Genomic DNA, 16,677 nt, shown 5'->3' with positions numbered 1-16,677 from the left:
GTTTATCCACCGGTAAAATCTAGCGATTGTCATCGCTGATAATATTTTACCGCGTGAGGTGATAGGAACCAAACATGAAACATCAGCCTTCAATGCCAGCGCGCGATATATCGGTTATAGAGCGTGATACTGTCAACATTCAGGATGATATTAGTAACCAAAGCCGTCAAAAAAACGCTCACACAGCCATGATTGATATGCGTAGTAATGCCCCGCGCATTTATTTTAGACGCTCAGCACTTTTTACCGCTTTAGCGACCAGTCTAGCCGGTTTTGGCATTGCACCTGCGGCACTGGCGGATACGCCAAGTGTCCCTAATCAATCTATTACCAATCAGGCAACTGCCAACCCATCAAATACCTTATTGGACGATGACGAGCAGCTTGATCAGGCTTTGGATGCATTGCGCCTAAAAAAGGCAGTAGAGCAAGGCATCATTGATCAGTCTGTATTGGATGATTATAGCGAACAAACCTTAGGCATTAAGAAGGCTGATTCAAACAACGAAAATACTCAACCATCTAACACTCAGTCAAGACCACAGTCGACTATTAATGACGCATTCGATGATACAGATAATTTAGATAATGCTCAGCTTGACTTGGCCAATAGTTCCAATGACGGCTTGTTACAACAAGCAGCAGCGATACAAGAGCAGGGTTATCAGATGATGACGCCTGAGCAGATTGATCGCGAGCTGGCTGCGATGGATTTGCAAAACGCTCAAGACATCAATGACATCAATGGTGTTGATAACCCAAATAATACTAATAACAATAGCATCAATATCAACGACAGCGATTTTGGTAGACCTGTCGCCACATTGGCTGATACCACGCCACCAATTGGATTGGACACGGAACTCGACGCCAATATTCTGCCCACACCTACCAATCTGGATACGTTAGGGAGAGCTGAGACAGTCGCTGAGCAAGCAGAAGCGACTGACGTTATGTCGCGTCCGATTAATGTCAGCGATGCTGTCAGTAGTAGCGGTGTAGATAATGTGAGTGGCACCGATTCTGTTGTCGCAACTGGAAACGATATCACCAATGAAGGTGAGACGACGTCAGACATTATTAATCCTGACGACTACCTGCCAGATTATCAAACAGAAACGCAAGCAGTCACCCAAGGTATCGAACAAGCCGACAGACCCAAACCATTGGCTCGTAATAGAGGCAATATCGTCAAGCGTCTTTATAACCGCTTATTCAATAGCGGAGCAATGGCACTACCGCATGTAGAAACCACAGTTTATATGCGTCAAGCAGTGCCTGAGGGTACGACAAGTGACGAGCCAAGAGTGGTCAAGGCAGATGATGATATTCAGCCTATGAAAAACATCAAAGCGGCTCTGGATGATATGACCGTTCAATCGGTTGTTGACTTTACGGCAGCCTTGCCGCGGTTACGTGAAACAGCTTTAGATGCGGCTAAGGCGGTCGGTTATTACGATATTACCTTACGTCTGCATCAGCCCAGCTCAGACACGATAGATGTCATTATCGAAGAGCTGGGTGAGCCTGTACTTGTGGATAGCCGCATTGTGGAAATTCGCGGTGAAGGCCAGGAGCAAAAAGAGTTTGCCCAGCTTGAAGCTGAGCTGCCGCCGCAAGAAGGGGAGATTTTTAATCACCGTGTCTATCAAAACAGCAAAGCTGCGCTTGAGGCACTGAGTACTACATACGGCTACTTTGATCAGTATTGGTTGAACAAATCTGTCGACATCATCTTGCCGGACAATACGGCAGATATTTCCCTGATTTATAACACGGGTGAGCGTTATGAGTTCGATGACGTGGTGTTCTTCACATACGATGCCGAAACCAACACATTGACCCAAGATCCTGACAAGCTTCCTGTTGAGTTGTCATTACTACAACAACTTTTTGACTTTAAGCCAGGCGATCCGTTCTATCGTCCAGACGTGACCAAATTCAGCAACGATTTATCAGCAACTCGTTATTTTAACACTGTCAACGTCGAGTCAATCTTGCCCCCAAATGACCGTAGTGAAGCCAGCACATTGGCATTCAGTAATGCGCCAACCGACGGCGATGAAACGCTAGACAGCGATAACGATGGCGTATCAGGCGTCATCGATATTGAAGATACAAATGGGGTTGAAAGCGTGACAGCCTCTAGCAATGATAGTAGCCAAGGCAATGCCAGTAACCCTGTTAATGAGGGTGATGCAGAAAATGCAGGAAACATTAACGCCAATAGTGGCGCGACCGTCAATGCAGCTGATATTGCAGCCATCGAGTTTGAGGCTGACGAAGAAACGCTGGATAAACTACAAGCCATCAAACGCAAAGCAGAGCGCTTAAGCAATTTGCCAAATGATCGCGTATTGGATGAAAAAGACGAAAAAGCGGACAATCTCTTAGGTAAAATCAGCGATTCAATCAGTAATATCGCTCAAAAGATATTCCCTGATGAAAAAAGTATACTCGCTGATGAAGACTTTGTACCACCAACGTTAGCAGGACGTAAAACGCCGCAAGAAGTGGCTGAGAACAAAAAAATCCCGCTGTATGTTTTTGTGTATGCGAATAAGCCGCGTGATGCCCAAGTTGGTTTGGGTTATGGAACAGACACAGGCGTGCGAGCCACTGCGAAGATCGATTATAACTTAATCAATCGTCAAGGTTATCAAGCAGGGGCAGAAACTGAAATTTCACGAATCAATAAAAATGTCTCTGTTTATGGTAGTCGCCCTTGGAAACATCCTCTTAATGATAAATTGGATGCTCGTCTTACCTATGAGGAAGAGGTGATCGACCAAGGTGAAGGCAGCTTCGACTTGTCCACCAAAACGTTACAAGCTTCTTTGGCACGTAATATTCGTCGCGAAAACGGCTGGAATCGTAGCTATTCTATGCGCTACCGTTTGGATAAGCTTGAAACGGGTATCGATGAGATGGAGCTGGACAATCTTCCTATACGCTTCACTTCCTCTAGGCCAAAGCAACAGGCGTTATTATTTGGTTATGGTATAAACAAAACGAGCGTTGATAGTGCAACCAATCCAACGCGCGGCATACGTCAGTATTATTCGCTTGAAGCTGGTACAGAAAGCGCTCTTAGTGACACTGATATGGCAATCGCTCGTGCAGGGGTCAGTGGTATTTATAGCTTTGGCAATGATAACAAACACCAAGTGTTGGGCAGTCTCAATACGGGCTATATTTGGGCTGATGACTTCTATGAAGTGCCTTATAAGTTACGCTTCTTCGCAGGCGGTGATCAAAGTCTGCGCGGCTATGATTATGAAAGCTTATCGCCAATTGATAAAGGCTATCTGACGGGTGGGCAAATCCTTGCAGTGGGTAGTGCAGAGTACAACTATGAATTTAGACCAGGTTTTCGCGGGGCGTTCTTTACTGATGTGGGTAATGCATACGACAAAAACTTTGACACTGATACAAAGGTCGGCGTTGGTGTTGGTGTCCGCTGGGCATCGCCTATAGGTGTGGTGCGAGTCGATGTGGCTGCTGGTGTCACAGAGGAAAGCATTCCTGTCAGACTGCATTTCTTTATTGGCTCACCTTTGTAGACAATTTACCCAGTCGTATAGTTCGTTTTATTTGTTTTTTATCGTGCCGATTGCTGGTAATCATTCTTTAACGTAGTTGAGTGTTATGCAGACAAAAAATACCCCGCCCAATAACTCACCAGATGAAGATCCAGCACAGCGTGATGCTCGTGCAGTCAAACGTTGGTATCCGCTGTCTTTTTTACTCAAGCTGCTGGTACTTACCTTAGTCGTACTGGCGATTATGTTTGCGGTGTTTTTCTACGCTGTGGGCACAGAGTCAGGCACAAAATTTATATTAGAGAAAATCAGTGCTGAGACGGGCATTGAATTCAAGTACGGACGCGGTAATTTACGTGACGGTATTTGGATTACTGATATCGATATTGACGCGACCGAAGATCTTGAAATACTGGTTGATAAAGCCTACGTTAAGATCGGCTGGCGTGCCATCTTTTCTAAAGAAGTGCATTTGCGTGATGCAGACATACAAACTATTGAGATCCTCAATAATAAACCGCCGACAGGCGAGCCATTCGATTATAAAACCTTAAAATTACCAGTCAATCTGCGCTTTGATCAAGCAAAGATTAAAAAGATCATTTATAAGCAAGTAACGAAAGATCCTATTGTGGTCCATGATATTGTTGCCCGCGATTTAACATGGGTTGGCAGTATGGTGACAGTGGGGCGCGGCGATCTACGCTACGCCGATATCGTTAAAATCAATGCGCTACAAGGTGAGATTGATTTACAAGGCGATTATCCACTGGATTTGAGCGCTATTGCAGAGGTCAGTGCGCTAGAAAAAGCCTACATCGACCCGCTAAATATTACGGCAACAGGTACGCTAAAACGCACAGTTGGTAAAGTGCAAAGCCGCTACAATGACAGCGATGTCAGCGGTGATTTTGTCGTACAAGGCTTGGATGAGGATTCACCGTTTCAGGCCAAATTGCAATGGGATGATATCCTGATTCCTTATGCTGAGAGCCAAACTATCCGTTTGAAAAGTGGTACGGCTACGGCAAATGGGGTCATCTCAGAGATACGTCTGCGAATCAATACTGAACTGACAGCGAAAGATATTCCTTCTGGCCATTATCAAGGCCGCGGTATTATTGCAAATAGTCAGTTACGCATCGAGCGTTTAGATGCCAATGTGCCTGCTGGTCGTTTGGCATTGCAAGGTGTTTTAGATTGGAAAAATAGTTTTGATGCAAAAGTGCAAGCGTTTGGTAGTAATTTTGACATTCGCCGCGCCATTCCTAATGAATATGCCGATTTTAAACCGTATGCGCCGCAAAAGCTCAACGGCAGATTGTCATTGCATTATCAGCAGCGCAATCAATCCGGTAATACCGAGATTGATGCAACTCTGCGTCAACGAGATGGCGAGTACGTCAATGCCAATATGGTTGCTGGTAAAACGCCAGCGAAGTCTAAACAATCAGCGCCTTGGTACATTGATGCTAAATGGCAAAATCTTGTCCGCCGGAATGTGCCCAATATTGGCAATATTGACAGTCCTAGTGGACAGGCCGATGTCATCGTTCAAGGTTCACGACTATCCGTTGATGGTAATGCCGTTATCAATGAGCTAAATGCTGCACCCAAAGGAAACTATGATGTACGTCTGCGTAAAGCGGGTGATGTCATCGATATCAGCCGCCTTAATTACACTGGTATAGTAGGTGATTTATCAGGTACTGGGCAGATTCAATTGGCAAATAAACGTCGTCCGCTCACTTGGCAAATCGATGCGCGTACCAATGGCTTATTGCCCAAACAATATCGCAGTGATTTACCGCTTGAGCGTCTAACGGGTAGTATCAGCGCTCGTGGTCGTTTATTGAATATTACCAAAGGCGGTGTCAGCGGCCAGCGTCATATTATCACTATAAACAATACTGATTTGCAGACGCAGCTCGACAACTCGCAAGATAGCCGTATTATCGGCATAACGGGCGGCGGTGATGCTCGCGTTGATATCGTTGGTGGTGAGCTGTCTGTGTTTGATGCGCGCTTCAATGGACAAATCGATACAGCAGACGTGCCAAAAGGAGGCCTCTCTATTGATGCGGCGGGTACGCCAAGCCTTATAAGCATTCGTAAATTAAATTATAACGGTGAAGCGGGCGCAGTGAATGCAAAAGGCGTCATCGATTTGCGTAAAAACATCGGTTGGACCATCGATGGCCGTTTTGATAAATTCAATTTGGGCTACTTCTTACCCAATAATCCAGCCATTATTACTGGTGATTTGAAAACCAGTGGCGAGTGGCAAACTCCGCCCAAAAACCAAGCCAATGCAGCAGGTAAGTTGCAGCGTTTTGCTGTCAATTTTGAGGGTGTACTAGATGCTGAGCAACTGCCAGCAGGGCAATTGAGTATTGATGCCAGTGGTGATGCTCAACTGATTCGTATCAAGCGTTTGCGTCATGTAGGAGCGGCAGGCAGTATTGATGCCAAGGGCACTGTGGATGTGCGTCAAGGTATCGCTTGGGACATCGATGCAGTAATGGATCGATTTAACCTAGGGTATTTCTTAAAAGATACGCCAAGCCGTATCACCGGTACTATCAGTATGGATGGGCGTTGGAGCGATACGCAGCAAACCGTTAATATCAATCAAATTAACTTAAGCGGTATGCTAAAGGGTCAACCTTTGAGTGCTAAAGGCAGTCTGACAGCTAAAATGCGTTTGCCAAAAGACTTGGCAAGCTATTTCCAACGTCTACAAACACAAGATGCACAAGCACAGTATAGACAAGTAAACGCATTGATCGATAGCTTAAACGCTGACAATCTGGTACTACGCTGGGGTGATAACTACATAACTGCCAATGGTAATGCCAAGCAATTACAAGCCAAGATTAATATCACCAGTTTAGATCAGCTTTCAGACAAGCTAGCGGGTAAAGTAACCGGCGGCGCAACTTTATCTCAACCAGTAGGACAGGCATTACCAACCATCTATATTGATTTGGTGGGTGAACGTATTGCACTTCCAGGCTTTATTTTGCGTCAAGGTCGCGTGCGCGGCAAACTGGTCAATTTGGCAAACAGTCCAAGCCAGCTTATCGTTACTGCTGAAGGTTTGGATGCAGCTGGACAAAGCTTTAAGAGCCTTAATGTTACATTTAATGGCACTGAACAGGCACACGTCGTCAACCTTGACGTTGCCAATGAGCAGCTTGATATTAGAGCAAGGCTCAAAGGTGGTTTCAATAGAGACAAACTCAGCTGGTCGGGTGTCATTGGCCAAGGTCGTGTCAAATCCAGATACGCCACCTTAAACCAATTACAACCAGCTCAGTTGATTGTGAATTTACCCAATGACCAAAATGGCAACAATAGCGACCTAAAAGTGCAGCTGGCTGCACACTGCTGGCAAGCTTCTGACCAAACTGGCAAGCTGTGCTTACGTGAAAACTTGGTTGCGTCGCCAGCCAAAGGTGAAGTCAATGTAGTCTTACAGAATCTAGATACGTCATTACTTTCGGTCTTTTTACCCAAGGACATCGATTGGCAAGGTAAGATTAATGGTAAAGCCATTGTTGGTTGGCAGAGCGGTCGTCCACCGACCATCAATACGACACTTTATTCAGACAATGGAAAAATTGGCCTGATCCAAGATGGTGATAGTAACCCTGTAACTTTGCCTTATAAGCGCGTGTCACTCATCGCTTTATCAGTCCCTGAAGGCATCAAGCTACGTACAGATATCAATACTGGTCGCGGCGCTCGTGGCTATGCTGAGGTTGTGGTTGACCCTTACAAAGCCCCCAAACCAATCTCAGGGGCGTTGGTGCTAAATGAGCTGAATCTTGCAATATTTAAGCCTTTCTTCCCAGGTATGCGTGTACTCGAAGGAAATGTGACGATGGCAGGCGGATTAGGCGGAACGTTAGACAAGCCGCAGTTCTATGGTGACGTGAAACTTGCTAATGGCCGTATCGCGATGCTTGATTTGCCAGTGAATTTGACCAATGTTAATACCGAAGCCAAAATTCGTGGCACACAAGCGACGATTGACGGCACATTTAACAGTGGTACAGGTACAGGTTCTTTGACAGGTACGGTCAATTGGCAACAAAAACTGCAAGCCAAACTGAGCCTGGTGGGTGAGCGTTTAGTAGTCACACAGCCACCTTTATTAGTGGCTCAGATCAATCCAGATATTGACATTATCGTGCGTCCAGGTGACCGTTACGTCAATATTAAAGGTGCCATTACTGTGCCGTCAGCGACCATTCGTCCACCAGAGGCCAGTGAGGATATCATTACGCAAACCGAAGATGCTGTGGTGCTTGATCGTCGCTTGATTGGTAATATTAATGAAGTATTGGCTGTCTCAAAACCTTGGTCAATCAATGCAGATATAGGCATCGACTTGGGTGATGACATCAACTTCCGTGGTTTTGGTGCCGTCATTCCGTTGGCAGGCGCAATCAATATCAATCAAAATGGCACGGGTGTTATGCGTGCAAGAGGCGTAGTACAGGTGTCACGTCGTACCAATATCAATATTTTTGGTCAGAACCTAGAGCTGAATTATGGTCAGGTACGTTTTAATGGCGATGTCATGAAACCAAACCTCAGTATCGAAGCGGTCAAAACAATCAGTGGCAAAACAGTGGGCGTGCGCGTCAAAGGCAATACTGAAAGTCCAAATATTATTGTCTTTAATAATGCTGGTTTGACCCAGCAGCAAGCTATGAATGCCTTGGTTACAGGCAGAATTGACAATAGAAGCGCCACACAAATTAGTGAGCAAGGATTCAAGTCTCAAGTAACTAATAACTTGGCTGCAGCTGGATTGAGCTTTGGACTCAGCGGCACACGTAACTTAACCAATCAAATTGGTCAAGCCTTTGGTTTCCAGAGTCTTACGGTTGATGCGTCAGGTAGTAGCGAGGATACCAATGTCAATGTCACAGGTTATGTGACTCCTGACTTGTATATCCGTTATGGCGTGGGCGTATTTAATGCTCAAAACAGTCTGTCGATTCGTTATCAGCTAACTCGTCGCATTTACGTCGAAGCTACCTCAGCTGCAGAAAACGCGGTCGATGTGGTCTATAGCTGGCAATTTTAAAGGATATTTTTGAGTAATTCAGGCAGCGCGGACAGTCAGTTTAAGATAGAAGTTTTCTACTTTGACCTGACTAACTGGTTCTATAATTTATAGTCAATAAAAAACGCCTTTATTAAAAGGCGTTTTTTTATAGGAGGCCTGACGTTATAGTCAGTTTACTTGGTAAGAATTTTATTTGGTAAGAATCAGGCGGTTATTACGTGTTAGGCGCAAACGGTATTCTTCGCCTTCGTGTTCGATACGTACTTCTTTGGTTAGAGCAAATAAGTGCTGCGACTGTAGGGTAGGCAGACGGTTTTCACGGCAATTCAAATAACGAGAGATGACCATGCTCATGGTAAATTCCTTTTGATAAAAGTGGCTAAGTAAAATGGCGATAACATAATTGCTATTAACGATAATAATTATCATTTACATTCAACCATTTTGCAAGCCAATTGATAAAATAAAATGCAGTTATTATGTAAACTTATCTTAAGCAATCAGTATATATGGTTATAAAGATTACTGAATTCAGTAAATACTAATAAAAATCAATGGTTTAGGATAAGGTAATATAGTTTTTATCTATTGAGTAAGAGCTAGACCAACAATAAAACAGTGATAATGGATACTTATGTCAAACGCACCAAACAAACCAAATAAATATCAGCAAACAGTTATCGTAAATGTCGCAGTGGCAGTCATTCATCATAAAGAACAGTACTTGCTAGGCTTTAGAAACGCCACTCAACATCAAGGCAATCGTTATGAGTTCGTAGGCGGCAAAATAGACACCAATGAAAGTGCAGAGCAAGCAGTCATTCGAGAAGTTGCTGAAGAGACAGGCATTGCTACTCATAACAATGCAATTGTCAAACTTGGACGTCTGCATCATGATTATGGTGATAAGCAGGTTAGCTTACAGGTTTACAAGATTGAGCTGACAGCAATGCAATATGAGCAACATAAGAATTGTCAGTATGGGCTAGAAGGTCAAGCACTAACATGGGTAGATAAACCTGATTTATTAGCGGAAAAGTATCATTTGCCTGCTGCTAATAAGACGATTCTTAAATGGCTTAGCGTACCAGCTAGAATAGCAATTACTTATCCACTGACACAGTTTAATGCTTATTCTGAGCCAGAAGCAGCATGGCTGCAATATCATCAAAAAAACTTAACAAGACAGACGTGGGTGTATGTTCGAGTAAAAGACGTGACCTCAAAAAATATGGCAGCACAGTTGATGCATTTGCGACCAGATATACTAGCCATTGTATCTCCTGACGATGACAGTGCTTTTTTAGAGATCGAAGACTCAATAAAGGGCATAAACAGTCATAATCAAGTCGTTGCTCATCACCTAACTCATACAGCACTAATGCAATGGTTTGACAACATACAAAATATTTCTGCATCCGAGCCATTATTATCCACTACGCATCCATTAATATTGAGTTGCCATGATGCTGCCAGTATCCATGCGGCCAATAAGCTTGCTAGTGTTCGTTTACAGCAACAACGGCCGCCAGTCATCGGCGCTTTTTTATCCCCTGTCCTAGCTACCCAAACACACCCTGATACTGAACCTCTTGGTTGGGAAGTATGGTCAGAATTAGCCCAGTTGGCCGATATACCAATTATTGGTTTGGGCGGATTATCACCTACAATGATTGATCAAGCTTTACAGTATGGCGGCATTAGTGTTGCGGGTATTCGACAATTTTTTTAGCTTCATAAATCAATTACTGAGATAGCTCTTTTACTATAATAGCCCTTTTACTATAAAAGTAAGGATGTAATGTTTAGAGGCTTCTTATATCACTTTGAGTATGAAAACACAAAGCAAGCAAAAAAACTATTCTAGTAGACTATGCTATTACTTATTCCTATTTGACTTGACTTACCTATAATGACATTGATACAGCTCCCAGTTAGTATAGTTATTCATCAAATAGCGTAAGAATAAATGACTGATTTTAAATATATTTATCCACTTAGTAACTATGTGTTTATTCCACTGCACAAACACATAGTTACTTACAAACCGTTGCGTTTCCCTACATTGCCACACTGTTTTAATGACCTGTTCGCTCTTAATATATATTACTTGATTAAATCGCATTTATCTTTATCAGCGAATTGCTTAGTGAATGTGTTTTTTAGATTTTTAAATAGAGTTTGATTTTTGCCGCGCTGGGTTTCATATTGAAAACATTTTTTAAAGTTGACGACGCACAAGAAATCAAATTGATGATATGTATAAAGAGTTCTAACAGTCACTATTAATAATGGTACTTCTATGAAAACCAACAAGTTACCTCAATCAGAATGGTCTGATTCAAAGGAAGCTGGTTCTCAGTCTCAAAAGACTAGCCAGTCTGCTGACTATTATCCGAATGAGAATAATAGTCAGCAGACTGGCTACGCCAGCAATGATGCTAGCTACAATAACAAAAGCTCGAACGACGAATCTTCGTACCATTTAGCAGAAAATGTGTCTTCGCAAGACAGCTATTTTGGATATAAAAGCGCCGACAAAAGCCTTATGCAGGCAAAAGGCGATATTATGATTGATAGCCAAGATAGAGAAAACGATAAGGCATATAAAGATGCCAGCAAAAATTTCGATACTGTAAATGGCTATAAGAAGCCGCAAAAACTGAACGAAAAAGAACCTTTGCTGTCAGATTTCTTGGAGAGTCAGGTTGATGTTCGAGCAGAAGGTTTTGAACAAAATAGTGATTTGTCCTCTACCACTGTTTCATCTTATAAAGAAATACCGGAACGTATATTTATGAACGGACTTATCAAGCATACAGGCATTGCATTAGCCATAATCATACCTTTGGCGGCATTCTCAGCCTATGCTGCAACACCACCAATGAATACTGCTTCTAAAGCAAGCGTAACGGCAAATGCAGCGGTAGATAAAACAATGACAGAAACCATATCAATTAAGCCAAATGCAATCATACATAAATCTGCGAGTACACCGACCACAGTCGATAATGTGGATCTCAAAAAGTATGCAGGAACATGGTATGAAATAGGGCGTTTGCCTATGTATTTTCAGCGTAAATGTGCTGGCGATGTGACTGCCAATTATACTGAAAAGACCGATGGTTCAGGAATTGTGGTTACCAATAAGTGCGTAGGTGAAGATGGCTCTAGCATTACTGCGGAAGGTCTAGCAAAACCAGTTGATGATACTGGTAGTAAGTTAAAAGTGACCTTCTTGCCTTCATGGATTCGTTGGTTACCAGTAGGTCGTGCTGATTATTGGGTACTAGCACGTGATGCCGATTACAAAACGGCATTGGTAGGAACGCCTGATAAGGACTACCTATGGTTGCTGGCGCGTTCACCCAATATCAGCCAACAGACTTATGCCAAGTATCGCCAAATTGCGCAGCAACAGGGGTATGACTTAAAAGATTTTAAGCTTACGTCGCAAACCAACCAAACCGTTAAGTTGGTTCCGTAAGGGATTAGGGGCTGGTCTGACTCGATAAGAATCTAATTTTATGATGCGATATTTAGCAGACCATGCAATAAATAAGAAGGTAGTCGAATGACTGCCTTTAATTTTATAATAACCAATATATTTTAATAAAATCTCCTATAAGCTTCTGCAAATCGGTTATCGCTGGCAAAATCGAGCATTTTAGGCTAAAATCTAGACCATCTAAAAACTCTAAGCTCAATAACTTACACTCATTGTGTTTGGCTGATGTACTAGAGTGATTGCTTAGACTGCCTACAAACCCTCTCATTTATTTTTCTATATACTTTACTGATCATAAATTACCGACCATAAGGATGTTTCTCGTGAGCAACGCTGATACCTTACGCCAATTACATCAAGACCATTTAAGCAACTATAGCAACCAAGAGCAACAAGCAATTGAGCTTATGGGGCTATTAAACAGACTTTATAATGAGCAAGATGTGCAAGTGACCTTGTTTGGTGAAACGTTAAATACCACTTCAGTTGGTCAAATATTGGCATTGCATCAAAAAGCTGCGCTACGTGACCACGATGCCCAGTCTATCGATATCGCTGACACCTTGGCTATGGTTAAAGCACTAGCAGCGAACGGTAGTCTTCAATCTACACAAGTTGATGTAGGTCAGTTGATTGCTAATGATAGCGATTTGCAGACGGCGCTTCAAGCTGTGAACACTGATGTCAGCACTGTTAATTCTGCGGCAGATGTTGTGTTATACGGTTTTGGCCGTATTGGTCGTATATTAACGCGCTTATTACTGTCACAAGCGTCAAGCGCAAAAGGTCTACAACTAAAAGCCATCGTTGTGCGTCCTGCTGCGGCTGGCGATTTGGCCAAGCGTGCTTCATTGTTAGAGCGTGACTCAGTTCATGGTAGCTTCGCTGGTGGCGTAGTTGTGGATGAAGCAAACAATGGCTTGATTATTAACGGTCGCTTTGTACAGGTTATCTATGCAAACGATCCAAGTGACATTGACTATACTGTGTACGGTATCAATGATGCATTGGTTATTGATAATACAGGTATCTGGAAAGACGAAGCAGGTCTTGGTAAGCATCTACAATCGACTGGCGTAAAAAAGGTTCTATTAACCGCGCCTGCTGGTGGTGAGATCAAAAACGTTGTGTATGGCGTGAACAACGATACAGTGGGTGATGACACGATTGTTAGTGCAGCAAGCTGTACCACCAACGCTATCACACCAACGTTAAAAGTATTGAATGATGAGTACGGTATCGAAAACGGTCACGTTGAAACGATCCATTCATTTACAAATGATCAAAATTTAATTGATAACTATCATAAAGCAGATCGCCGTGGTCGTAGTGCGGTACTTAATATGGTTATCACCAGTACAGGTGCGGCAAAAGCGGTTGGTAAAGCGTTACCAGAGTTGAGTGGTAAACTGACGGGCAATGCTATTCGTGTACCGACGCCAAACGTAAGCTTAGCGATTTTGAACTTGAATCTTAAAACCGCGCCGAAAAGTGTGGATGCGTTGAATGAGTTCATGCGCAAAATTTCTAATAGCAGCACTTGGCAGACACAGATTGCTTATACAGACTCTACAGAAGCGGTATCAACTGACTTTGTTGGTGATACTCATGTGGGTATTGTTGATGCTCAAGCCACCATTTTGACAGACAATCATGCCATCGTTTATATTTGGTATGATAACGAAGTAGGCTATAGCACTCAAGTATTGCGCTTAGCCACGCAAATGGCAGGCATTAACTATATTCAGATCCCAGCCTAAAGTGTCAACACGTCAAACTTAAAATGTAATAAAATGATGTAGTAAGAGAAAAGCCTAGACAAAGCCTTCTGTAAAAAGTCGCTTAAACGCTAGGCACAATCTGAAATGTTATACTCAAACACCCGATAGTCCGATTGATTATCGGGTGTTATTGTCATAATGAATGCTAAGTGCAAATACAGAGCGTGTTGACACTATTATCTTAGAACATCACTGCTTTAAAAAACATAGTAAAACCTAAAATGCAGCCGTTGGTTGTTACCAGTATTCAAACTGGATTGTGAATTAAGGAACGTAGAATGCGATTTATTGATGAAGCCGTCGTAACGGTAAAAGCAGGTGACGGTGGTAACGGAATCGCCAGTTTTCGCCGAGAAAAATATGTGCCGCGCGGTGGGCCTGATGGTGGTGATGGTGGCAAAGGCGGAGATGTTTATGTCATTGCAGAGGATAATACTAACACGCTAGTGGATTATCGTTATACACGTCGTCACGACGCCATGCGTGCTGAAAATGGTCATAGTAGAAATTGTTCAGGTAAAGGCTCTGATGATATCTATTTGCCAGTCCCAATTGGTACGACTGTGGTCGATACTGAAACTGACGAAGTGTTAGGTGATTTGATTGAAATTGGTCAGACCTTACTGATCGCCAAAGGCGGTGATGGCGGTTTGGGCAATACTCATTTTAAAAGCTCTACCAACCAAGCACCGCGTAAAGCGACATCTGGTTTTGAGGGTGAGTTAAAAGTTCTTAAGTTCGAGCTAAAAGTTGTGGCCGACGTTGGCTTAATTGGTTTGCCTAATGCAGGTAAATCAACGTTTATCCGTCAAGTTTCTGCGGCTAGACCAAAAGTTGCGGATTATCCATTTACGACGCTAGTGCCAAACTTGGGTGTGGTAGATATTGGCCGTCATCGTTCGTTCGTTATGGCAGATATTCCTGGTCTGATTGAAGGTGCATCAGAAGGCGCTGGATTAGGCATTCGCTTCTTGAAGCATGTGGCTCGTACTCGTCGTCTGTTACACTTGGTTGACGTCAAGCCAATTGATGGTAGCGATCCAGTGGAAAACGCTCGCGTTATTTTAAAGGAGCTTGAGCGCTTCTCCCCTGAGTTGGCCAATCTACCCCAGATTTTGGTATTAAATAAAATCGATCAGGTGGATGAGGAAGATCTAAATGAGCTTTGTACGCACATTGTGGCAGAACTTGGTTGGACTGGCATCGTTTTTCGCACGGCCACGCTGACGGGTGAAGGCGTCGATGCGGTCAAATATCATCTGATGAATGAGATTGAGCGTGAACGTGAGCGCGAGATAGAAGATCCTATTTTTGCTGAAGCACAAAAAGAGCGCTTTGAGCGTTTGGAAGCGGAAGTACGTCTAAACACTGAAGCACAGCGTGAAGCGTACCGTGCAGCTCGCAAAGCGCAGCGTGAAGGCTTAGATTTAACTGATGACGCCGATGACGACGAAGATGGCGTTGAGGTAGTATACGTTCCTTAGACTAGGACGCTTAATGTAAGTAGACTTGAATTTTTGAGTAATTTTATTAATCAATTCATATAAGAACAAGGAGTTTATATGGCAGGTGACATAGCAAACACGACCGAAGAAGCAAGATTCATTCAGCAAACTCGTAACTTCGATATTAAGCGCGTTATTGTCAAGATTGGCTCATCGTTATTAACGAATAACGGACGAGGACTAGATCGAACTGCCATATATGAGTGGGCAAAACAGATTGCAAAACTTCATAACCAAGGCATAGAGATACTGCTTGTATCTTCGGGTGCCGTGGCTGAAGGGGTAGTACGCATGAATCTGGAGGAGCGCCCTAAAAAGCTAGTTGCTTTGCAAGCTTGCGCTTCTATTGGCCAAATGGGTTTGATTGAAACATGGTGGTCAGCATTGATTCAGCATGGGGTTCAAAGCGCTCAGCTACTCTTGACTCATGATGACTTATCTAACCGTCGTCGTTACTTAAACACCACTGGTGCTTTGACACAGCTTTTAGATTGGCGTGTCCTGCCAGTGATCAATGAAAACGATACTATTACCATTGATGAGATTAAATTCGGTGATAATGACACGCTGGGTGCGATGGCAGCAGCGATGGTTAATGCTGATTTGTATATTATCTTAACAGATCAAGAGGGTGTGTTTACCGATAACCCACGCAATAACCCTAACGCCAAAATGATTCGTCAAGAGCGGGCAATGGCTGATTACTTATTTGATATAGCAGGAGATGGCGGCAAGCTGGGGCGCGGTGGTATGTTGACCAAAATCCGTGCTGGTCGCCTGGCTGCAATGGGTGGCTGTCCAACCGTGATTGTGAGTGGGGCAATTGATGACGTCATCACTCGTGTGGTATCAGGTGAAGCTGTTGGCACGCTTCTAACAACTAATAACGAAGACAAAATCATCGCTCGTAAGCAATGGCTTGCAGCGCATCTACGTATGTCAGGTAGCTTGGTTGTCGATGCGGGCGCAGCAAAAGCATTGACTGAAAACAATAGAAGTCTGTTACCAGTCGGTGTCGTAGAGGTTCATGGTGGCTTTGATGAAGGCGATGTGGTCGAAATTACCCATCAAGATACAGGTGAGCGCATTGCAGTTGGACAAGTGAACTTTTCATCACATGATGCGCGCCGAGTGGCTCGTGAACGCACTGAGCAATTTGATAGGATTTTTGGTAGCAGTGAAGAGCGCGTCGTTATGGTGCACCGTGATAACTTGGCATTAACCGTCTAACGCCTTGCTATCTATACGTCATAAGCGT

General features: G+C 43.5%; 8 protein-coding genes. 7 read left to right on the top strand and 1 reads right to left on the bottom strand.

Annotated elements, in window-relative coordinates; translation table 11 throughout:
- The first annotated feature begins 74 nt into the window (after positions 1–74).
- Together ACT3TH_RS01670 and ACT3TH_RS01665 are read left to right on the top strand one after the other, a co-directional pair.
- Positions 75–3,563 (top strand): autotransporter assembly complex protein TamA, encoded by a 3,489-nt coding sequence (locus ACT3TH_RS01670; protein WP_444754114.1) that lies wholly within the window; start codon positions 75–77, stop codon positions 3,561–3,563.
- 85 nt (positions 3,564–3,648) lie between these two features.
- A complete protein-coding gene (locus tag ACT3TH_RS01665) occupies positions 3,649–8,643 on the top strand; it encodes a translocation/assembly module TamB domain-containing protein (RefSeq protein WP_444754113.1) in 4,995 nt (1,664 codons plus the stop codon).
- 171 nt (positions 8,644–8,814) lie between these two features.
- Here the strand turns inward: ACT3TH_RS01665 and hemP are convergent, their stop codons facing one another.
- A complete protein-coding gene (hemP, locus tag ACT3TH_RS01660) occupies positions 8,815–8,973 on the bottom strand; it encodes a hemin uptake protein HemP (protein WP_227672156.1) in 159 nt (52 codons plus the stop codon).
- A gap of 286 nt (positions 8,974–9,259) precedes the next feature.
- On the opposite strand from hemP, the gene ACT3TH_RS01655 reads away from it, so the two are divergent.
- The 5 genes from ACT3TH_RS01655 to proB all read left to right on the top strand — a co-directional run bounded on the left by ACT3TH_RS01655 (position 9,260) and on the right by proB (position 16,649).
- Positions 9,260–10,357 carry an NUDIX domain-containing protein gene (locus ACT3TH_RS01655; RefSeq protein ID WP_444754112.1) on the top strand — a complete coding sequence of 366 codons (1,098 nt, stop codon included), beginning with the start codon at positions 9,260–9,262 and terminating at the stop codon, positions 10,355–10,357.
- Positions 10,358–10,927: 570 nt separating this feature from the next.
- Positions 10,928–12,112, top strand: a complete 1,185-nt coding sequence (locus ACT3TH_RS01650; protein ID WP_444754111.1) for a lipocalin family protein — start codon at positions 10,928–10,930, stop codon at positions 12,110–12,112.
- Positions 12,113–12,447: 335 nt separating this feature from the next.
- Complete coding sequence (locus ACT3TH_RS01645) at positions 12,448–13,893, top strand: glyceraldehyde-3-phosphate dehydrogenase (protein WP_444754110.1); 1,446 nt, start codon at positions 12,448–12,450, stop codon at positions 13,891–13,893.
- A 299-nt stretch (positions 13,894–14,192) separates the two neighbouring features.
- Complete coding sequence (gene cgtA / locus ACT3TH_RS01640; RefSeq protein ID WP_444754109.1) at positions 14,193–15,398, top strand: Obg family GTPase CgtA; 1,206 nt, start codon at positions 14,193–14,195, stop codon at positions 15,396–15,398.
- A 78-nt stretch (positions 15,399–15,476) separates the two neighbouring features.
- Positions 15,477–16,649: a glutamate 5-kinase gene (gene proB / locus ACT3TH_RS01635; protein WP_444754108.1), complete on the top strand. Its 1,173-nt coding sequence runs from the start codon at positions 15,477–15,479 to the stop codon at positions 16,647–16,649.
- Positions 16,650–16,677: the final 28 nt, after the last annotated feature.

This window comes from Psychrobacter sp. AOP22-C1-C5, assembly GCF_052378885.1.
GTDB lineage: Bacteria > Pseudomonadota > Gammaproteobacteria > Pseudomonadales > Moraxellaceae > Psychrobacter.
Note: the sequence above shows the minus strand (reverse complement) of the source record. Positions and strands in the feature narration are given on the sequence as shown.

Excerpts from the sequence above, each read along its gene's own strand:
- ACT3TH_RS01645 (WP_444754110.1), top strand. The coding sequence starts at position 12,448 with ATGTTTCTCGTGAGCAACGCTGATACCTTACGCCAATTACATCAAGAC.
- hemP (WP_227672156.1), bottom strand. The coding sequence starts at position 8,973 with ATGGTCATCTCTCGTTATTTGAATTGCCGTGAAAACCGTCTGCCTACC.
- proB (WP_444754108.1), top strand. The coding sequence starts at position 15,477 with ATGGCAGGTGACATAGCAAACACGACCGAAGAAGCAAGATTCATTCAG.
- ACT3TH_RS01655 (WP_444754112.1), top strand. The coding sequence starts at position 9,260 with ATGTCAAACGCACCAAACAAACCAAATAAATATCAGCAAACAGTTATC.
- ACT3TH_RS01665 (WP_444754113.1), top strand. The coding sequence starts at position 3,649 with ATGCAGACAAAAAATACCCCGCCCAATAACTCACCAGATGAAGATCCA.
- ACT3TH_RS01650 (WP_444754111.1), top strand. The coding sequence starts at position 10,928 with ATGAAAACCAACAAGTTACCTCAATCAGAATGGTCTGATTCAAAGGAA.
- ACT3TH_RS01670 (WP_444754114.1), top strand. The coding sequence starts at position 75 with ATGAAACATCAGCCTTCAATGCCAGCGCGCGATATATCGGTTATAGAG.
- cgtA (WP_444754109.1), top strand. The coding sequence starts at position 14,193 with ATGCGATTTATTGATGAAGCCGTCGTAACGGTAAAAGCAGGTGACGGT.